Origin of the sequence: Streptomyces sp. NPDC051173 (assembly GCF_040689515.1) — a bacterium.
Lineage (GTDB): Bacteria > Actinomycetota > Actinomycetes > Streptomycetales > Streptomycetaceae > Streptomyces.
In genome coordinates, this window is sequence record NZ_JBFBBD010000018.1 from 1 (window position 1) to 19,665 (window position 19,665).

A 19,665-nucleotide genomic window follows, 5' to 3' on the forward strand; every position below is an offset into this window, starting at 1 on the left:
GTGCGGTGGCGGTGAACTGACGGTTCACCAGGTCCGCCGGGCGGGACGTCTCGGGCGCCGGGCGGGTGGTGCGTGGGGACTTGGCGCGTATCACCACCCAGCCTCTACCGCGCGCTCACCGACGCCGTGGACAGCACCGGCGCGGGTGCGCTCGACCACGTGCGGGTGCTCACCGTCTCGGGCGAGGAACTGCGGCCGGCACTGGTCGCCAAGCTGCGCGCCACCTTCCCGCGGGCCGACATCTACAACATGTACGGCCAGACCGAGAACATCCTGGCCACCTTCCACCTGGTCACCCCGGACGACGAGCACTCGCCGACGGTGCCGGTCGGCCGTGCCCTGCCGGGACGGGAGGTGGCGTTGCGCACCGCCGACGGCGACGAGGTGGCCGATGGAGAGCTCGGCGAGGTGTGGGTGCGCAGCCGGTTCCTGGCTCCCGGCTACCTCAACAACCCCGAGTTGACCGCCTCGGCCTTCTTCCCCGACCCGCGCGGCGAACCCGGGTTCCAGATCTACCGGACGGGCGATCTGGCCCGCAGGACGGCCGATGGCGAGCTGGTCTTCCACCGGCGGGTGGACCACCAGATCAAGATCCGCGGCGTGCGGGTGGAACTGGGCGAGATCGAGGCCGCCCTGCTGGACGTGTCGGGCGTCGTACACGCCGGGGTCGTCGAGAGGGAAGTCGACGAGGGGCGCTCGCAACTGGTGGCCTACGTCCAACTCAGCCCCGGTGCCCCGGTGTCGCCGGACCGGCTCAAGGCGACGCTCGCGCGACGGCTGCCGCGGAACATGGTGCCGGCGCGTTTCGTCGTGCTCGACCAGATGCCGCTCACGACGTCCGGAAAGATCGACCGGAAGCGGCTGCCCGTCGTGGTATTCGATGCCGAGGGGCCCGGCGGGGCCGATGTCGCCCTGGGCAGTGCGACCGAGAGGCAGCTGGCGCTCATCTGGTCGCAGATCCTCGCCGTCCAGCCGCAGGGGCGGGACGCGGACTTCTTCGCGCTCGGCGGCGATTCCCTGACGGTGCCTCGGGTCCGGGAAGCCGTCATGGCCGGCTTCGGCGTCGACGTCCCGCTGAACTCCTTCTACGAGTGCCCGCGACTGCACCAGTTGGCCAGGCGGGTCGACACGCTGATGCAGCGGACCGGGGGGTAGCGATCAGGAGCGGGAACGACACGAACGCGAAGCGCCGAGGAGGGATTGTGAATGGAAGACCGGCCGCCCCACATGAAGGCAACGACCACTGGCACGAGTTCAGGCACCGGCATCGGCACTGGCGGCGGCTCAGGCTCCGGCGTATGGCTGCGGCGATACCAGATCGCGCCGTCCCCCCGCGCCCGTCTCGTCTGCTTCCCGCACGCGGGCGGCTCGGCCTCGTACTACGTGCCTGTCTCCAGGCGGTTGTCACCGGAACTCGACGTCCTGGCGGTCCAGTACCCCAGCCGTCAGGACCGTCGCCACGAGCCATGCGTCGAGGACATCGGGGCGCTCGCCGACCGCATCATCCCCGAGTTGCTGCCGCTTGCCGACCGGCCCCTCGCCCTGTTCGGCCACAGCATGGGAGCGGCGGTCGCCTTTGAGACCGTGAGGCGGTTGGAGGAGAGGGGAGTCGCGCCCGCGGTCCTTTTCGAGTCCAGCAGGCCTTCCCCCTCGTCCGTCCGCGACGAGTTCCTGCACCGGTCCGGCGACCGGGCCCTCATCACCGAGATGCAGCGCTTGGACGCCACCGACGCGGGGATACTCGAAGACCCGGAGCTCCTCGAGATGATCCTCCCCATCCTTCGTGGCGACTACAAGGCGGTGGAGACGTACCGCTGCCGACCGCCGGACGCCGCCGTCGACTGCCCGGTGGTAGTCCTGTTCGGCGACGAGGACCCCCAGGCGACCCACGAGGAATGCCTGCGCTGGAAGAACCACACGCGCGGCCGCTTCGACATGCACGTTTTCGAGGGGGGCCACTTCTACCTCAACAGCCACGCCGAGGCGGTCATGCGCATCGTCGCGGAGCGGATCCGCCAGTAGGGTCGGGGGCCGGTGTGGGGGATGCGCTCCCCGAGGGCGAGATCCGGGACTGGCACCACCTGGCATCGACCAGGGCCGCCAGTTCGGGTTTGTCGGGGACCGGAAACAAGACATATGCGCCCCGACCCCCACCGACTGGGCGGCCATAGGCCTTTACGGCGAGGTGACCGTCCGGGAACGGCTCGCCGTGGCCGGCGAACGTACGTCGCTACTTCAAGCCCTCTCCGGAGGCGGTCGCCGGGGACCAGTCTGCTGACCCCTCGGCGACCGTCAATGCTGAGCCGTGGCCAATCACCGGCCAGCTGCGCCGCCATCTGCTGGACCATGGCCGGTGGGGCTCAACGGTGGTCACCGCGTGCCCGTGGCCATGGTCTGCCGCAGCGGATCAGTACACGGTGATCCGCTGGCTCTGGGCTGCCCCGTAGTAGCCGTAGTGCCCGTTGATCGTGGCCCAGAATCCGGCCTGTACCACGTACGTGCCCTGGTGCACGCCTATGGGGCCCTTGACCAGGTCGGGCGCCCCCGAAGTCCAGGAGCCCAGGCAGCCGTAGTCACCTACCTGGGTGGTGCTGCCGTCCCCGTTGACCTGCAGGAGCTGGGCGCAGGGGAAGATGCCGATCGCATTCGGGTTGCTGATGTGGACCGTCGCGTTCACGCCCACGCCTCCGTCGCCGCTGCTGCACGGCAGCAGTTGGACGCCGCCAGGCTCGGAGGCCCAGCCGACGCTACGGCAGCCACCGGGGCTCGTGTTCGCCGAAGCGCTCTCGGCGGAGAACACGCCTCCCGCAAGAAGAGCGGCCGCCGCCGTCAGGACCGCAGCGAATCGCGCTGCACCACGGGGGCTTCGAGTGGAACGTCTCATGTGCTTGCCTGTCTTTCACTCAGTGGTTCCCAAGTGCCCGGCACGCCTCGGCGTCCTGGCATTCGACGAACAGAAGAGTGATCCCTGGCAGCGCCCCGCGAAGGTCCTTTAAGGGTTCATGACAATCCGTTGGCCCATTCCTTCCGTGGTGATCGGTCGCCCGCAACGGCAACCGATACCGGGCCGGGACTGGGCGCGGCCGACAGGGCAGGGCAGAGCACGGTGCACAGCCGGGCCGCGCGAGCGGGCCCCAGATCGAATCCGGGGCCCGCGTTCTCTACCACTGCCTGCTGTTCACGCCCGACGCAGTGCGGAGCGGCCCGCGAAGCGCGCCGAGTCGCCGAGCTCCTCTTCGATCCGGATCAGTTGGTTGTACTTCGCCGTGCGGTCGGAGCGGGAGAGCGATCCGGTCTTGATCTGACCGCAGCCGGTCGCCACCGCCAGATCCGCGATGGTGGTGTCCTCCGTCTCGCCCGAGCGGTGCGACATGACAGCCGTCCAGCCCGCCTGGTGGGCCGTGGCCACCGCGGCCAGCGCCTCGGTCAGGGTTCCGATCTGGTTGACCTTCACCAGGACCGAGTTGCCGACGCCGGTGCGGATTCCCTCGCGCAGCAGCGTCTCGTTGGTGCAGAACACGTCGTCGCCGGTGAGCTGGCAGCGGTCGCCGACGCGGGTGGTCAGCTCGCGCCAGCCGTCCAGGTCGTTCTCCGCCATCGGGTCCTCGATGGAGACGACCGGGTAGGCGTCGATGAGCTTGGCCAGGTAGTCGGCGTTCTCGGAGGGGGTACGGCGCACCCCCTCGCCCGTGTAGTCGTACACCCCGTCGCGGAAGAACTCCGACGACGCCGGGTCCATGACCAGGCCGATGTCCGCGCCGGGGCGGTAGCCGGTGCGCTCGATGGCGGCCATCACGAAGTCGAGCGCCTCCTCGGCGGTACGCAGCGCGGGCGCGAAGCCACCCTCGTCGCCGACGCCCGTGGAGTGCCCGGCGGCCAGCAGATCGCGGCGCAGGGTGTGGAAGACCTCGCTGCCCATGCGGACGGCTTCGGCGAAGGTGTCCGCGCCCACGGGAGCGATCATGAACTCCTGGAAGTCCAGCGGGTTGTCGGCGTGGGCACCGCCGTTGACGATGTTCATCATCGGCAGCGGCAGGAGGTGGGCGTCGGCGCCGCCGAGGTAGCGGTAGAGGGGCTGGCGGTGGGCCGCCGCGGCGGCCTTGGCGGTGGCGAGGGAGACGCCGAGGATCGCGTTGGCGCCGAGCCGGGACTTCGTGGCGGTGCCGTCGAGGGCGACCAGCGCGGCGTCGAGACCGGCCTGGTCCGCCGCGTCCCGGCCGCGCACGGACGCCGCGATCTCCCCGTTGACGTGGGCCACCGCGCGGTCGACGCCCTTGCCGTGCCAGCGCGCGGAGTCTCCGTCGCGCAGTTCCACGGCCTCCCGGGCGCCGGTGGAGGCGCCGGAGGGGACAGCCGCGCGCCCCGGGGACCCGTCCGCCAGGACGACGTCGACCTCGACCGTGGGGTTGCCCCGGCTGTCGATGATCCGGCGGGCGGTGACGGTCTCGATGGCGGTGTTGACGGTGCCGACTGCCTTTGCGGACATGGGAGGTCCTTCCCGTTGTCGTATGCCGTGGCCCGGCTGCGACAACACTGGCGCTGAGCCCGACAACGCCAAACTCTACAGCAATGCTGCGCAGTTTTGCTGTACAGCATTGCTGTGCAGGTCGGGTGCGCAGCTTTGCTGACCAACGGGGTAAAGTGCCCTGTGCCCACCTCGGAAGCCGCCATCATCGCCACTGAACTGCGCACCGCGATGGGCAAGCTCACGCGGCGCGTCAAGCACGAGGACCGCATCCCGCTGGGCCAGGCCGCCGTGCTCGGCGCACTCGACCGCAACGGCCCCATGACCACCAGCGACCTCGCCGCCGACCAGCGCGTACGCCCTCAGTCGATGGCTCGGGCGGTGGGGCTGCTCATGGAACAGGACCTGATCACGCGCCGGGCGCACCCCACGGACGGCCGCAAGTCGCTGGTCGAGCTGTCGGACGCAGGCCGGGCCGCGCTCGAAGCGGAGCGCAGCCGCAGGGCCGGTTGGCTCGCGCAGGCCATCGAGGCCGAACTCACCGACGAGGAGCGGGCGTTGCTTGCGCGGAGTGCCGCCCTGCTGGAGCGGCTCGCCACACGCTAGTGCCCCGGCGGGCGACGTTCGCTCCGTCGCGACGCCCGGCACGCGCCCCCAAGCTCCCGGCTTCGCTCGAGCAGGGAGGTGTCCCCTTCGCCTCGGTCCGTCACTCGTACCGGTACTTCAGAGAGTCCGCCTCGGCCTGCTCGATGTCGGTGATCGTCAGCTCCGGCATCCGCAGTTGAGCCAGCGTCACCTCGGCCGAGGTCGGCTGGGCGTCCGCCGGCAGCCACTGCTCCGGCTTCCAGGCCGCGCTGCGCAGCAGCGACTTGGGGCAGTGCGGGTAGACCTCCTCGATCCCCAGCACCAGCGCACTGGCCGGCGGCTTTCCCACGGCGGTGAGCTGTGACAGCAGATCCGGGCGGGTGGAGACGACAGCCCGGCCGTTCACCCGCAGGGTGGTGGTCCGCCCGGGGATGATGAACAGCAGCCCGGCCCGTCCGGTGGCGATGACGTTCTGCAGAGTGTCCAGCCGCTTGTTGCCGGTCGCGTCCGGTATCGCCAGCGTCCGTGCGTCCAGGACGGAGACGAACCCGGCGGGGCCACCGCGCGGCGAGACGTCGCAGTTGCCCTCGGCGTCCGCGCTGGCGATCAGGACCAGCGATGAGCAGCCGATCAGCTGCCGGGTCTGGTCGGTGAGTTCGGTCATCTGCTTGCGCATGGCCGCGCCGCCGGGGAGTTCGTACACCCGGCGCAACGCCTCCTGGTCGGGCACGGCGTCGAGGCGGAGCGAGTCGAAGGCGCTGTCGGTAAGGGGTGTCGTCGTCACGCCTCCGACCCTAACGAACCGACCAGCGATCGATCTTGGTCGGTGGAGGCGGGGGCCGGGCCGGAATGCGAACCGGTCTTCATCGACCGGCTCCTGGTGAGCCCGGTCCATCTGCGGACCGGGCCCACCCATGATGCGTTGGGGGTGCTCTACGGGATCCTCCACGGGCCGAACCGTCCGGGAGGCCCGCTCGCCGCCTGTATCGCGCGGCCCGGCGTCAGCTGTGGTCGGCCGCGGTGTGGTGGCCGGTGGAACCGGCTGTGGGGACCAGCTGGTGGGCGATGTCGCGGGCGACAGAGATGATCTTCTCGTCGGATACGTCCAGCCCCCGCGAGGCGATCAACACTATGTTGACGCTCAACAGTGCGGTGCGCAGGCGGAGTTCTTCGTCCACCGAGACATCGGGTCCGGCGAGGGTCTTGAAGAGTTCGCTCAGGCGCTCGAGAGCGCCGCCCCGGTCGGGGTCGAGGTCGCGTACGACGCGCTGGTTGGCGACGGCGAACCGCATGGCGGCCATGCCCTCTCCGGTGAGCAGATCGACCATGCGGTCGACGGCCTTGGCGCGCAGGTCCGGTTCCGAGGGCTGCTCCTGGGCCCAGGTGACCATGGAGTCGAGGGCCTCCAGGTAATCGGTGAAGAGCGAGCGGACGATGTCCTCTTTGCTGCTGAAGTGGTAGTAGAGGGCGGCCTTGGTGATGCCGAGGCGTTCGGCGATCTCCCTCAGGGAAGTCGACTCGTAGCCCTGTTCGGTGAACAGGTCGAGGGCCACCTTGCGGATCCTGGCCTTCGTGTCGCTGCCTCGCCGCTGCCCCGCTCCTGCCATGCTCTTCCCTTTCGTGCGGCGCCGTGTGCCGGAGCGCCTGGTTCGATCACCGTTGGATGGACCCACCTTGTCAAACTTACCGGAAGGCAAGTAATCTACCAACCGGCCGGTAAGTAAACGAGGCGCCCCGCGCGAGCACGGCCCGGCCCGTTCCACTTGATCCATTCGATGCATCCGTCCGGGCGTCTCTCGCGTCCGGACGGCCGTTTCTCCGCTGAAAGGCACATGCGCCGTGACGCAGACAGCACCGGCATCTGCCGACGTCGACACAGCACCGCCACGCTTTAGCCATCGCGACATCATGATGACCATGAGCGGCCTGGTCATCGCCATGCTGCTCGCCATGCTGGACAACATGATCGTGGCGCCCGCGCTGCCCACCATCGTGGGTGACCTCGGCGGCCTCGGCCACCTGGCGTGGGTGACCACCGGCTACATCCTGGCCTCCACCGCGGCCACCCCGATCTGGGGCAAGCTCGGTGACCTCCTCGGACGGAGAATCACCTTCATCTCCTCCATCGTCATCTTCCTGGTCGGCTCCGCGCTCTGCGGCATATCGCAGAACATGGGCGAGCTGATCGGGTTCCGCGCGCTCCAGGGCCTGGGCGCGGGTGGCCTGATGGTCGGTGTCATGGCGGTCGTGGCCGACATCATCCCGCCCCGGGACCGCAGCAAGTACCAAGGCGTGATGATGGCGGTCATGCCGGTCGCCATGATCGGCGGCCCGCTGGCCGGCGGCTTCATCACCGACCACCTCAACTGGCGCTGGGCCTTCTACGTCAACTTGCCGCTGGGCGTCATCGCCCTGCTGGTGTGCTGGTTCGTCCTGGCCAAGCTGCCCCGCAACACGTCCGGTCGGGTGCGCATCGACTGGACCGGCGCCGCGCTGCTGACGGTCTGGATCACCACGCTGGTCCTGATCACCAGTTGGGGCGGCACCGAGTACGACTGGGGCTCGACGATGATCATCGGGCTGGCCGTGGTGACCGTGCTGGCGTTCGCGGCCTTCGTCCTGGTCGAACGCCGTGCCGCCGAGCCGGTCATGCCGCTGTCGGTCTTCGCCAACCGCAACTTCAGCCTCGCCGGAGCCCTGAGTTTCGTCGTCGGCTTCGCCATGTTCGGCGGGGTGACCTTCCTGCCGCAGTTCCAGCAGTTCGTCCAGGGATCCTCCGCGACCAACAGCGGCCTGCTGCTGATGCCCATGATGATGGCCGCGATGGTGTTCTCCCTCGGCGGCGGCGCCCTGATCGGCCGCACCGGCCGCTACCGCGCCCTGCCGATCGTCGGCAGCGTGCTCATGACCGTCGGCCTCTTCCTGTTCGCCACCATGGGCCCCGACACCTCGCGCACCCTCACCTCGCTCTACATGGTCGTCCTCGGCGCCGGCATGGGCTGCCTGATGCAGACCACGATGCTCATCGCCCAGAACAGCGCCCCGCTGCGCGACATGGGCGCGGCCACCGGCGCGGCGACCTTCCTGCGCAACATGGGCGGTTCCCTCGGTGTCTCCGTGCTCGGGGCCCTCTATACCCACAAGCTCACCGACTCCTTCACCTCCGCGACCGGTGGTGGCGGCGCCGTGAAGTCCGGGAGCGGTGTGGGGCAGATGACTCCCGAGGCCCTGCGCGCCCTGCCCGAAGGCATCCGGCATGCCTTCGCCAAGGCCGTCAGCGACGGCATCGACGTCGCCTTCACCTGGGCTGCGTGTGCCGCCGTGATCGGTGTCGTACTCGCGCTGCTGATCCGCCACGTGCCGCTGCGCGGCACCGCCGGTGCCAACGCGGCTCCGGACGGCGCTCCCGCTGCTCCTCAGCCCGCCGAATGACCCGACGACGGGCCGTGGCCTCGGCCACGGCCCGTCGCTGCGGCTGGGTGGTGCGGTCCTGTGTCCGGGGAATCCCCTTCTGAACGATCAAGTTCGACGGACCGCGCGGACTGTAGGACGGGGCGGGTGGCGCGCCCTCGTAGGGAAGCCCCCCGCACTGTCGGTGCTGTCAGAACTGGAGGACCAGTCGCCCCCGGACGCCGCCCGCTTCCAGAATCCGGTGGGCTTCGGCGGCTTGTTCCGCCGGCAGGAGCTGCGCGATGCGCAGCGTCAGTCGGCCGTCCTCGACCTGCTGCCGGAGGCGGTCGAGCTTCGTGTGCTCACGGGCGTATTCGGTGACCATCACCGGATGGAAGGTGATGCCGCGTTCTCCCGGCGCGGAGAAATTCCGCAGCGTCGCGATCCGGCCGCCGTCCCGGACCGCCGGGAGCGCGCGCCGGTCGAAGAGCGCGCCGTCGATGAGTCCGTCGACGCCGTCGGGTACGGCTGCGCGGATCCGCTGGGGGAAGTCGTCACCGCGCTTCAGCACGACGTCGGCGCCCAGTTCCCTGACGAGCTGCTCGTCGCGCGGCGACGCGTCGGCGATCACGCGGAGCCCCTCCGCTTTGGCCAGTTGGACGGCATAGCCGCCGACCGCGCCCGCCGCTCCGGTGATCGCGACGGTGCAGCCCGGGGCGAGGCCGAGCACGTCGAGCGCCAGGCGCACGGTCAGGCCGTTCATCGGGAGGGACGCGGCCTCGGCGTCGGTCGTGCCCGCGGGGATCCTGACGACGGATTCGGCGGGGACGACGATCCGTTCCGCATAGGCGCCGTGGGCGCCGTCCGGCACCACGACGGCCATCACATGTTCGCCGATCCGCAGGTCGGTCGAGACGCCTTCGCCGATCTGGTCGAGCACCCCGGCCGCGTCCATGCCTGGCACGTACGGTGGCGGCACGTCCTTGTAGCGCGCGGACGAGGTGCCGTTGCGGCGGAGTGTGTCGGTCGGGTTGACCGCCGCCGCGCGCACCCGGATGCGTACCTCGCCCGGCCCGGCCTCCGGTTCCGGGAGGTCCAGGACGTGCAGTACCTCGGGCCCGCCGAACTCCTTGAATCCCATAGCTCGCATGTCCGTCCCAACGGCCGTACCGGACGCGACTATTCCCCTGAGCCTGAAGGACAGCGATTCGGGCCTGCCGTGCCCTTGGAGGCCGCGGTTCCCGGTGGCTTCCTACCGGGCCTGCTCGTGTCGGGTGAACGCGGCGATCAGGCCGTGGGCCGTGTTGTCGGCGTCGGCCCCGAATGCCTCGGCACCTCCGAAAGCGGCGGCCTCGGCGCTGCGGGGGAACATGGCCTGCTCGTACGAGGTGAGCGCGGCCTCCACGTCATCGGGGTGCGCGGCCAGGGCCTTGCCGAGTTCGGCGCCGTCGAGCATGGCGAGGTTGGCGCCTTCGCCGTTCTGGGCCGAGAGGTGGGCGGCGTCGCCGAGCAGGGTCACCCCCGGGACCCGGTCCCACCGGTGCCCGGTCGGCAGGACGTACAGGGGACGCAGGACCGGCGCGGTGTCGCTGTCGGCGATCAGCGCGGTGAGCTCCGGCGCCCAGCCGTCGAACTCCTCCGCGATCCGCGCGGTGGCCACGGCGGGATCGGTGAAGTCGATGGCGGCGAACCACTCCTGGGGCTCGGTCAGCCCCACGTAGGCGTGAAGGGTGTCGTCCCTTTCCCGGTGGGCGAAGATCTCCCTGCCCGGCGTGGGCGCGATCATCGATCCGCCGCCGACCGCCTTCGCGGTGGCGGGGTGCCGGGTGCCGGCGTCGAACAGGTAGGTCTCGACGACGGACTTGCCGATGTACCCGGGTGTGGCGGTGGAGAGCAGCGGACGGACCCGTGACCACGCGCCGTCCGCGCCGGCCAGCAGGCTCGTGACGAGGCTGGTGCCGTCGGCGAAGACCACCTGGTGACGGCCCCCACCCAGGGCGCGGGTGCTTGAGACCTTGTGCCCCCACCGGACGGTGCCGGCGGGCAGCGAGTCGAGCAGGATCTGCCGCAGCTCGCCGCGCTGCACCTCGGGGCGGCCGCCCGTGCCGTCGTCGGCCTCGTCGAACAGGACGGTCCCGTCCCGGTCGAGGACCCGCATCGCCTGACGGCCCTCCAGGACGAGGCCACGGAACTCGTCCATCAAGCCCGCCGCTTCGATGGCGAGTTGCCCGTTGTAGTCGTGTATGTCGAGCATCCCGCCCTGCGAACGCGCAGTCGGGGAGGGCTCTGCCTCGTAGACCGTGGCCGGTATTCCGTGGACGTGCAGGACGCGGGCGAGCGTGAGGCCGCCGAGCCCGGCGCCGATGATCGTGATGTCAGTCGTCATGGTGGGATTCCTTCTTGATCGTGGTTTGCTGGGCGCACACCCGGCGGGTCACGACTGGGGCCGTTTCCGTAAGCCGAGGCGATGCGGTTCCGGTGGCCGGTGCCGTTGATGTCCCGGGCCGACCGGCTCCAATGTCCCGGCAGCCGTTGACAACTCACCGACAGATCACCGCTACCGCCGATAGACAGCTGACATGACATCGGCAGGTCTTGCGCGCGGCGGTGTCGGAGGCGCGGACGGCTGCGGTTCACGACCGCTGCTGTGGGGCGTCGCGCAGGCGGACGCGGCGGTGTGCGTGGCGAATGGCTTCGAGGATCCGAACCTGGGGCACGTGGTGAGTGGGCGGGCTGCCGGGGCAGTGGCGGGCCCGACTGTGGAGGCTTACGTGGTGGAGCCGGACGGGGCCGAGGACGGCGCGACCGGTTGCGGGGGTGTGCCTGCCTGGGCGGGTCGGCCTACCGCGGGGGAACGCGCTCACCGGTGGGGCACCACTGCCACCGGGCAGGCCGCGTGGTGCAGAGCCGTGTGGCCGACCCGGCCCAGGTGCAGTCTGGATCCGTCATGGCGCCGGGTGGCACCGAGGACCAGCAGGTCGGCGTCGGCGGCCGACCAGAGCAGCACCCGGTGCGGCGGGCCTTCCACCACCGTACGGGTGACGGGGACGCCCGGGTGCGCGGCCATTGCCTCCGTCAGCGCATCGTCCAGGACCGAGTGGGCCTGTTCCTCGTACGCCGGCGGGGTGGCGTCCAGCACGGCCAGGACGTCGGTGGGCTGCTGGGGGCTGCGCCAGGCGCGCACGGCCTGCAGCTCGCACCCGCGTGCCTCTGCCTCGCGCAGGGCGAAGAGCACGGCGGTGGTGGCCTCGTCCGCCTGACCCACACCGACGACGACCCGGTGGCTCGTGCCCTTGACGTTCCGGTCCTCGCCGCGCACGACGACGACCGGGCCATGGGCACGGCCTGCCACCGCGATGCTCACCGAGCCCAGCAGGAACTCCTTGACGGCTCCTCGCCCGGAGCAGCCGATCACCACGGCGGCGGCGCTGTGCGACTCCCTGGTGAGCGCTTCCACGGCGTCGTCGGGGACCGTGACGGCGTCCACGGTCAGGCCGGGGAAGAGTTGCCGGGCTCGCTGCCCGGCCGTGGCGATGATGTGCTGGGCCATGACCTCTTCGGTCGGCTGTTCATCAGTGAACGAGGGGGCTGATCCTTCGTAGCGCTCCCACAGAGAGGCGTAGACCACGCGAAGGGGTAGTCGAAGGCGGACCGCTTCCTCTGCGGCCCAGTCAAGGGCGGCGAGACTGTTGTCGGACCCGTCGACACCCACGATCACGGGATGTTCCATCGCGCTCACCGCCTCAGCCGCCTGCCGGACCGGCCGTCGGTCCGGGCCGGCCTCTGCCTCCACCTTCCCTCGCTGTCGCCGTCGTGGCACGTCAGGGCCCGGGCATCCGGGATGCGAGGGGGCTCCGTGCGGGGCCTGCGGTCTGGCCGAGGCCGCCTGCCTGTGGACTGCCCGGCATCCGGTCCGGGGGGCGCGTCGTGGTGGTACTCACAGTGCCGCAGCCTTTTGGGTCCCGCCTCGGGCCATGCCCGGTGGGGGAAAAAGAGCCACGCCGGCCCCGGAGGCCGGGCCCACGCCTATCCTGGACGGTCCGACCCGGCCCAACGGCAGGGCCAAGAACCGCCCTTGTGGGAGGTGAAGCTCGGGCTCGCGTCCCGTGATGGCGTTCTGACAGTGCGTCATCCCGTGGGTGTCGGGCCCTGCTGATGCGCGCAGTTGCTGGGCCGGGAAGGCAATCGTCAGAGGAGTGGGCAACGTGGACGAGCGTCGACAGTGGACAGAGGCCGGACGTGCCACTGACCAGGGCGCGGCGGCTGCCGAAGAGTTCGACATCATCGTGTGTGGCGCGGGCCCGGCGGGGTCGACCGCCGCGGGGATGCTCGCGGCCGACGAGAACCTGCGGGTGCTGCTTCTGGAGGCGGGACCTGACGACGTCGACGATCGGGTCTCCGACCCCGACCGGTGGCTGGAGAATCTCGGCACGGAACGCGACTGGGACTATGTCACCGAGCCCGGAGCCCAGATCGACGGCCGGCGCCTGCAGTACGCGATGGGCAAGGGGCTCGGAGGCGGTTCGAGCATCAACGCCGGGGCCTGGTCGCGCGGTCATCGGCGGAACTGGGAGGACATGGCCGCGACCTGCGCGGACCCATGGTGGGACTACCGCTCGGTGCTCGGCGTCTACCGCGATCTGGAGACCTGGAGCGGCGAGCCCGACCTCGAACGCCGGGGCACGGCGGGCCCGATGCACATCCGGCCCGCGCAGCCGCTGCACCCGTTCTTCTCGGCGATGCTCGCGGGAGCGGAGTCGGCCGGGCTCGACCGCTACGACAGCCCGAACGGGGAACTCGCCGAGCGGGGGAGCGGTTGCGCCGTCCGGGACGAGTTTGCCGAGGGCGGCACGCGGCGCTCGCCCTACCGCGCACTGGTCGCCCCACGGCGTCGGCAGCGCAACCTGACGGTGCTCACGGGGACGTTGGTCACCCGGGTCGTGTTCGAGCGTGACCGCGCGGTCGGCGTCGAGGCCGTGACCGGAGGCCGCCGCGTCCGCTTCCGCGCCGCGCGCGAGGTCGTGCTCAGTCTCGGGGCGGTGCAGACGCCCAAGGTGCTCATGCAGTCGGGGATCGGGCCCGCCCGGCACCTGGAGTCGCTCGGCATCGGCGTCCGCGAGGATCTTCCCGGAGTGGGCGGCAATCTCGGCGACCACCTGATGTTCGACTGCGTGTGGGAGACCGGCGCCCGGGAGCTTCCCCCACCGTCGCGTGCGCAAGCGGTGTGCTTCTGGGGTGCCGACGGCCACGCCGAGTTGCCGCAGTTCTTCATGTATCCCGTCGCGATGCCGTTCATGAGCCCCGAGGCGGAGGCCCGGTACGGCAAGCCGGAGTCCGCCTTCAGCTTCCTGCTGGGCATGAGCCTGCGGTCGCGCGGATCGGTGAGGCTCGCGGACGCCGACCCGGCGAGCGCTCCCGTGATCGAGACCGGTTACTTCGACGAGCCGGACGACCTGCGCGACGCCGTCGAGGCATACCGGTTCGCCGAGGAGATGGCCCACGCGGAGGCGATGCGCCCCTACCGGGGATCCCGGACGGCCCTCGGGAACGGGTCCGACGCCGAGGTCGCCGCCTACATCCGCACGGCGGCCTTCAGCTACTGGCATCCGTGCGGGACGGCCCGGACAGGCGTCGACGGCGACGCCGTCGTCGATTCCGAGCTGCGCGTCCGGGGCGTGGAAGGTCTGCGCATCGCCGACGCCTCGGTGCTGCCCCGCGTGACTTCCGGGAACACCATGGCGCCGTGCGTGGTCATCGGACACCGGGCGGCCGGTCTCCTCCGCGGCTGACCGCACAAACTTCCGGGGCATAACGCAAGGTCGGTACGGCCATCCTGATTGTGGGACCTCCGCTCGGCCGGCCTGTGCTCGGTGCGCAGGCCGGTAGGACGCTAATTACCCCTGATATACAGGCAGTTGAGGGAATTCTCAGACTTTCCGCGTACGGTTCCTCTCATGTCGCCCGTGCCGCGGCCACGCCGCGCCATTCAGTTCGTGGGCCTCGCCGTCCTGGCGGGATTCCTCGTCGCCGGTGTCGCCCTGCCCGTCGTGGGCCCCCTGGGGGCGTACACCAAGACCACGGTGGGGGACTTCAACGACCTGCCGGCCGCCCTGAAGACCTCGGCCCTCGCCCAGTCCACCCGTATCTACGACGCCGACGGCGGCCTGATAACCGCCGTCTACTCCCGCGACCGCACCGTCGTACCCGGCGACCGGATCGCCCCCGTGATGCGCAAGGCCACCGTCGACATCGAGGACCACCGCTTCTACCAGCACGGCGCCCTCGACCTCAAGGGGGTGCTCCGGGCCCTGCGCACCGACGCGGGCAGCGGCCGCGTCGCCCAGGGCGCCTCCACCCTGACCCAGCAGTACGTGAAGAACGTCCTCGTCGAGGCGGCCGGGGACGACGCCAGGGCCGTGCGGCAGGCCCAGAGCCAGACCCTCGCCCGCAAGGTCCGGGAGCTGCGGTACGCGGTGGCGCTGGAGAAGAAGCTCTCCAAGGACGAGATCCTCACCGGCTACCTCAACATCGCCTTCTTCGGCGAGCAGGCGTACGGCGTGGAGGCGGCGGCGGAGCGGTACTTCAGCGTGCACGCCGCCGACCTCTCCCTTCCCCAGGCCGCACTTCTGGCCGGACTCGTCCAGTCGCCCACGGCCTACGACCCGGTCACCTCCCCCCGTCTCGCCAAGGAACGCCGCGACACGGTGCTGCGGGCGATGGCCGGCTACGGCACCATCACCCGGGACCAGTCCCGGCAGGCGATCTCCACGCCGCTCGGGCTGCACGTCAGCGCCCCGCGGCAGGGCTGCGCCGCGGCGTCCGACGGCGCCGGGTTCTTCTGCGACTACGTACGGCAAGTGGTCCTCGGCGACCCGGCGTTCGGCAGGACGGCCGCCCAGCGGCAGGCCCTGTGGCGGCAGGGCGGCCTGGAGATCCACACCACGCTGGTCCCCAAGGCGCAGCAGGCGCTCCGGCGTTCGGTCACCTCGCATGTGCTCACCACCGACCGGGCCGCGACTGCGATGGCCGTGGTCCAGCCGGGCACCGGGCGGATCGTGGCGATGGGGCAGAGCCGCGACTACGGCGTGGGATCCCACCAGACGCAGATCGACCTGTCGGTCGGCACCCGTATGGGCGGCGGGCTGGGGTTCCCGACCGGCTCGGTCTTCAAGCCCGTCGTGGCGGCCGCGGCGCTGGAGAACGACATCAAGCCGTCCCAGAAGTACCCGGCGCCGTACTCCATGGCGTGGCCGGCGATGACCGACTGCGCGGGGAGGAAGTACCCCGAGGCGGGGGAGGTGCAGCCCAGTGCGGGAACTTGGCGCGGCTGTAGCCGCTCATCGGCCGCCACTTGGCCACCTTCAGCTGTGCCAGTTGCTGCTGTGCCTGATCGGCTGACGGCAGCCCGGGCAGAACGTCCCGCCCGCCCTTGCCGCTGTCCGGCTGGGAGGAAGCGGGGGAGCGCGTCGCATTCGACGGAGAGAAGCTCGCTCCCTTGTCGTCGCCCTTGCCGCACCCGGACAGGGCGGTGCTCATCGCGCATGCCACGACCACCAGTGCCATTGGCCAGCGCTGACGCCGGATCACCATGAGGAACTCCCTGATTGCGTTTGAACGGATCCTGAACGTTACTGATTGAGTATCAGTTGGCGAAGCGGTCCAACTCGGGCTGATTCCATGCATTCCCTGTCCATCGGAATTTATGGGATGTGGTCCCTGCAGGCCGCACTTTCTGGTGAACGCGGGTGGCCAGGTTCCGTCGGATGTTCCTTGCCCAGCCCTACCGCCATGCGCCGGGCCGACACCCCCGCACTCACCCGTTCGGGTGACCCCGTCCGGCTCGGCGGATGACGACGGGGGTGCCGGGCAGCCTCACTGCGGAGCTGACGGGAGCAGGGAGGTGCCGTCATGCCGTACGCGCTCACTCAGGCAAGTCGCAGCGAAGCGCTTCGGTTGTGCCTGCTGTGCACGGTCCCCAACCTCGCCCAGGGGCCCGTCATCCGCCGTCCCCTGGCCGTCCGGCTGGCGGCCGCGGTGGACAGCAACGCGTGGGCCTGCCGGAGCCTGGACCGGCTGCGGGAGAAGTACGGCCCGGGGCCGGTGCTCGTCACTCTCCTCTGGCGCAAGGGCCTCGTCCTCCTTTCCGCCGAGGACGTCCACCGGGTGCTGGGCGGCACCGGGGCGGCGTTCACCGCCGCCAACAAGGAGAAAGTGGCGGCCCTGTCCCACTTCGAACCGAACGGGGTGCTGATCACCGCGGACGGCGCCCGGGAGGGCAGGCGCAGGTTCAACGAGGCCGCGCTGGACCACCCCGCCGCCGAGCACCGGTTCCAGGACGCCTTCCTGGCGGCGATCACGGAAGAGGCCCGGCCGTTGCGGGCATACGGCGACCTCACCTGGAAGAAGTTCCACGAGGTGTACCAGCGCATCGTGCGCCGTGTCGTGTTCGGTGACACGGCCCGCAGCGACGAGCGCATCACCGAACTGCGCGACAAACTACGCGCCGACGGCAACTGGTTCATGCTGCACCGCAGGCGCCACCGTCTGCGCGAGGAGTTGTTCGTCCGGTCGCGGCGCTACCTCGACCTGCCCGAACCGGGCGGCCTGGCCCGTGCGGTGCGCGCCACCCCCGCCACCCCCGCCACCGCCGGCACCGACCCCGTGGCCCAGATGCAGCACTGGTTCTTCGCCTTCGACGCCGCACCGATCGGTGCCTACCTCGCGCTCGGTCTGCTCGCCCGGCATCCCCGGCAGGCGGCCAGGGCCCGCACCGACCACGCGTATCTCAAGGCCTGCGTGCTGGAGTCCCAGCGGCTGTGGCCCACGTCCCTGGCGATCCTGCGCGACACCACCGAGGAGACGCGCTGGCCCGGAGGCCGCACCGTCCCCGCGGGCACCGCTGTGATCTTCTACAGCTCGTACTTCCACCGCGACGCCCGGCATCTGCCGTACGCCGACCGGTTCGAGCCGGAGATCTGGCTGGACGGACGTGCCGACGCGGACTGGACGATCGCCCCGTTCAGCCGTGGACCGGCTGAGTGCCCGGGCCGGAACATCGTGCTGTTCACCAGCGCGACCCTCCTCGCCGAACTGCTGGGGCGCGACTGGCGCGTGACCTCGTCGCACCGCCTCGGCCCCGACCGCCTGCTGCCCCGCACCGTCGACCACACGTCGCTGCGGCTGGCCGCGGACAGCCGGCCCGTCTCGGGCTGAACGCACGACCCCGCGGATCTGCCGGTCACTCGCCGGCACCGGCGCGGGGCGCGTCGGCATGCCCGGGGTTGTGCCCGGCGCCCGCCCCGGGGTGAGCACTGCGGACGTCCACGGTCTTCACTCTAGTGAGTGATGGATTTCATGACTCTTCTGGAATTAACTGGATGAGATAGGCAGTTGATTTCCAGGGGTGGAAGCGGCGGGAGCGGCGGAGTCCGCCCGGCGCTGCCCGGAGGCGTGAGGAGAGGGTGCGGATGACCAGTGCGCCGAGGCAGAGCCCGCAGCCGTCGCCGGCACGGGCCCGGACGGTCCGGGACGGGCCATGACCGCCCACGCTCCGCCACTCACCGAGCCGGTCCTGTGGCATCCCGGGGACCGTCCGGCAGCCTCCTCGCCGGTGGAGATCCAGAACGTGGTGTCGGAAGTCAGAGAGCCCGTTCACCTTGTGGCCGATCCGGCCGGGAACGGTGACATCGCGATCGGCGTCGGAGGCTCCACGGGCCCGGCACGGGCGGGCCGGCAAGGATTTCCCCTGCTGGGCACGCTGCCGCCGCTCTACCCGGAGTGGCTCGGGGACCGGTCGTTCCGCGAGGCGCACGGCGTGCGATTCCCCTACATCGCCGGTGAGATGGCCAACGGGATCGCGACCGTGGCCATGGTCACCGCCATGGCCCGGGCGGGAATGCTCGGCTTCTTCGGCGCCGCCGGGCTGGCACCGGAGCGTGTCGAGCGGGCGGTGGCCGAGCTGGCCTCCGCACTCGCCGGGAAGCCGAACTGGGGCATCAACCTGATCCATTCGCCCGGTGAGCCCGAACTGGAGGACCGCGTCGCCGACATCGTGCTGCGCCACCGGGTCCCGGCCGTCTCCGCCTCGGCGTTCATGTCCCTGACGCCCGCGGTGGTGCGGGTCGCCGCCTGCGGCCTGCGCCGCGGGCCGCAGGGCCGGATCCTGCGGGGGGCGCGGCTGTTCGCGAAGGTGTCCCGGCCCGAGGTGGCGGGCCCCTTCATGTCCCCCGCCCCCGCGTCCCTGCTGCGGCACCTCGTGGACCGTGGGCACCTGTCCGCGGACGAAGCCGAGTTGGCCGCACGGGTGCCGGTCGCCGAGGACATCACCGTCGAGGCGGACAGCGGCGGCCACACCGACAACCGGCCGCTGGCGGTCCTGCTGCCGGTCATGCTGGCCCTGCGGGACGAGACGGCCGCCGCGCACGGCTACGACCGCGTCGTCCGGGTCGGCGCGGCGGGCGGGCTGGGCACGCCCGCCGCGGTGGCCGGGGCCTTCGCCCTCGGCGCGGCATACGTGCTCACCGGCTCCGTGAACCAGGCGGCCCGGGAATCGGCCCTGTCGGACGACGCCAAGGCGATGCTGGCGCAGGCCGACATCGCCGATGTGACCATGGCTCCGGCGGCCGACATGTTCGAGATGGGGATCAAGCTCCAGGTCCTGCGCCGGGGCACGTTCTTCGCCACCCGCGCCACACAGCTCTACGAGCTCTACCGCGACCACGAGGACTGGGAGGACATCCCACCGCAGCGGCGGGCCCGTGTCGAACGGGACGTCCTGCGAGCCCCGTTCGAGACGGTCTGGGCCGAGACCCTGCGGTTCTGGCAGCAGCGGGATCCGGCCCAGGCCGAGCGGGCCCGGGGGGATCCCCGGCACCGCATGGCCCTGACCTTCCGCTGGTACCTGGGCATGTCCAGCCGCTGGGCGGTCACGGGGTACACCGAGCGCCGGGCCGACTACCAGATCTGGTGCGGACCGGCCATGGGAGCCTTCAACCGCTGGGCCGCGGACAGCTTCCTCGCCGACCCCGCCCAACGCGACGTGGTCCAGATCGCGCTGAACCTCCTCGAGGGCGCGGCCGCCCTCACCCGTGCCCACCAACTGCGCAGCCACGGAGTCGCCGTACCCGCCGCCGCGTTCGCCTTCCGCCCCCGCCGGCTCGCCTGACCCGCTCGGGCGGTGCCCTGCTCCCGATCCCGACCCGCACCCTCGACCCGCCCCCGTCGCG

15 protein-coding genes and 1 pseudogene are annotated in these 19,665 nt (G+C 70.9%); 8 read left to right on the forward strand and 8 right to left on the reverse strand.

Annotated features, from left to right (window positions below; genetic code table 11):
• The first annotated feature begins 72 nt into the window (after window positions 1-72).
• Both AB0435_RS12975 and AB0435_RS12980 read left to right on the forward strand, forming a co-directional pair.
• Entirely contained in the window at window positions 73-1,155 is a 1,083-nt protein-coding gene (locus tag AB0435_RS12975) for a non-ribosomal peptide synthetase (RefSeq protein ID WP_366005163.1), read from the forward strand.
• Window positions 1,156-1,206: 51 nt separating this feature from the next.
• On the forward strand, window positions 1,207-2,022 hold the full coding sequence (locus tag AB0435_RS12980; protein ID WP_366426951.1) for an alpha/beta fold hydrolase: 816 nt from the start codon (window positions 1,207-1,209) through the stop codon (window positions 2,020-2,022).
• On the opposite strand, the pseudogene AB0435_RS12985 reads toward AB0435_RS12980, so the two are convergent.
• The 3 genes and pseudogenes from AB0435_RS12985 to eno form a co-directional block, all read right to left on the reverse strand.
• Window positions 1,988-2,197 (reverse strand): annotated as a pseudogene (locus AB0435_RS12985) (hypothetical protein); the annotation flags it as partial. The gene AB0435_RS12980 and the pseudogene AB0435_RS12985 sit on opposite strands and share 35 nt — an antisense overlap.
• 210 nt (window positions 2,198-2,407) lie before the next feature.
• Window positions 2,408-2,677 (reverse strand): hypothetical protein, encoded by a 270-nt coding sequence (locus AB0435_RS12990; RefSeq protein ID WP_366005165.1) that lies wholly within the window; start codon window positions 2,675-2,677, stop codon window positions 2,408-2,410.
• A gap of 501 nt (window positions 2,678-3,178) precedes the next feature.
• On the reverse strand, window positions 3,179-4,486 hold the full coding sequence (gene eno / locus AB0435_RS12995; RefSeq protein ID WP_366005166.1) for a phosphopyruvate hydratase: 1,308 nt from the start codon (window positions 4,484-4,486) through the stop codon (window positions 3,179-3,181).
• Window positions 4,487-4,648: 162 nt separating this feature from the next.
• On the opposite strand from eno, the gene AB0435_RS13000 reads away from it, so the two are divergent.
• On the forward strand, window positions 4,649-5,071 hold the full coding sequence (locus AB0435_RS13000; RefSeq protein WP_366005167.1) for a MarR family transcriptional regulator: 423 nt from the start codon (window positions 4,649-4,651) through the stop codon (window positions 5,069-5,071).
• A gap of 100 nt (window positions 5,072-5,171) precedes the next feature.
• On the opposite strand, the gene AB0435_RS13005 is transcribed toward AB0435_RS13000, so the two are convergent.
• Together AB0435_RS13005 and AB0435_RS13010 are read right to left on the reverse strand one after the other, a co-directional pair.
• Window positions 5,172-5,834, reverse strand: a complete 663-nt coding sequence (locus tag AB0435_RS13005; RefSeq protein WP_366426952.1) for an MSMEG_1061 family FMN-dependent PPOX-type flavoprotein — start codon at window positions 5,832-5,834, stop codon at window positions 5,172-5,174.
• Between the two features lie 217 nt (window positions 5,835-6,051).
• Window positions 6,052-6,657, reverse strand: a complete 606-nt coding sequence (locus AB0435_RS13010) for a helix-turn-helix domain-containing protein (RefSeq protein WP_366005169.1) — start codon at window positions 6,655-6,657, stop codon at window positions 6,052-6,054.
• A 310-nt stretch (window positions 6,658-6,967) separates the two neighbouring features.
• On the opposite strand from AB0435_RS13010, the gene AB0435_RS13015 reads away from it, so the two are divergent.
• Complete coding sequence (locus AB0435_RS13015) at window positions 6,968-8,482, forward strand: MDR family MFS transporter (protein ID WP_366426953.1); 1,515 nt, start codon at window positions 6,968-6,970, stop codon at window positions 8,480-8,482.
• Between the two features lie 169 nt (window positions 8,483-8,651).
• Here the strand turns inward: AB0435_RS13015 and AB0435_RS13020 are convergent, their stop codons facing one another.
• From AB0435_RS13020 to AB0435_RS13030, 3 genes are all read right to left on the reverse strand, one after another.
• Window positions 8,652-9,581, reverse strand: a complete 930-nt coding sequence (locus AB0435_RS13020) for an NADP-dependent oxidoreductase (protein WP_366005172.1) — start codon at window positions 9,579-9,581, stop codon at window positions 8,652-8,654.
• A gap of 111 nt (window positions 9,582-9,692) precedes the next feature.
• The gene (locus AB0435_RS13025) at window positions 9,693-10,826 is read right to left on the reverse strand and encodes an NAD(P)/FAD-dependent oxidoreductase (protein ID WP_366426954.1); all 1,134 of its coding nucleotides are present in this window, start codon (window positions 10,824-10,826) and stop codon (window positions 9,693-9,695) included.
• 474 nt (window positions 10,827-11,300) lie between these two features.
• Window positions 11,301-12,170 (reverse strand): universal stress protein, encoded by an 870-nt coding sequence (locus AB0435_RS13030; RefSeq protein ID WP_366005174.1) that lies wholly within the window; start codon window positions 12,168-12,170, stop codon window positions 11,301-11,303.
• Between the two features lie 475 nt (window positions 12,171-12,645).
• Here AB0435_RS13030 and AB0435_RS13035 point away from each other — a divergent pair, with 475 nt between their 5' ends.
• The 4 genes from AB0435_RS13035 to AB0435_RS13050 all read left to right on the forward strand — a co-directional run bounded on the left by AB0435_RS13035 (window position 12,646) and on the right by AB0435_RS13050 (window position 19,604).
• Window positions 12,646-14,229 carry a GMC family oxidoreductase N-terminal domain-containing protein gene (locus tag AB0435_RS13035; RefSeq protein ID WP_366426955.1) on the forward strand — a complete coding sequence of 528 codons (1,584 nt, stop codon included), beginning with the start codon at window positions 12,646-12,648 and terminating at the stop codon, window positions 14,227-14,229.
• Between the two features lie 165 nt (window positions 14,230-14,394).
• Window positions 14,395-16,032, forward strand: coding sequence for a transglycosylase domain-containing protein (locus tag AB0435_RS13040; protein ID WP_366426956.1), 1,638 nt, complete (start codon window positions 14,395-14,397; stop codon window positions 16,030-16,032).
• Window positions 16,033-16,348: 316 nt separating this feature from the next.
• Window positions 16,349-17,653, forward strand: coding sequence for a cytochrome P450 (locus AB0435_RS13045; protein WP_366426957.1), 1,305 nt, complete (start codon window positions 16,349-16,351; stop codon window positions 17,651-17,653).
• Window positions 17,654-17,975: 322 nt separating this feature from the next.
• Window positions 17,976-19,604 carry a PfaD family polyunsaturated fatty acid/polyketide biosynthesis protein gene (locus tag AB0435_RS13050; protein ID WP_366426958.1) on the forward strand — a complete coding sequence of 543 codons (1,629 nt, stop codon included), beginning with the start codon at window positions 17,976-17,978 and terminating at the stop codon, window positions 19,602-19,604.
• Window positions 19,605-19,665: the final 61 nt, after the last annotated feature.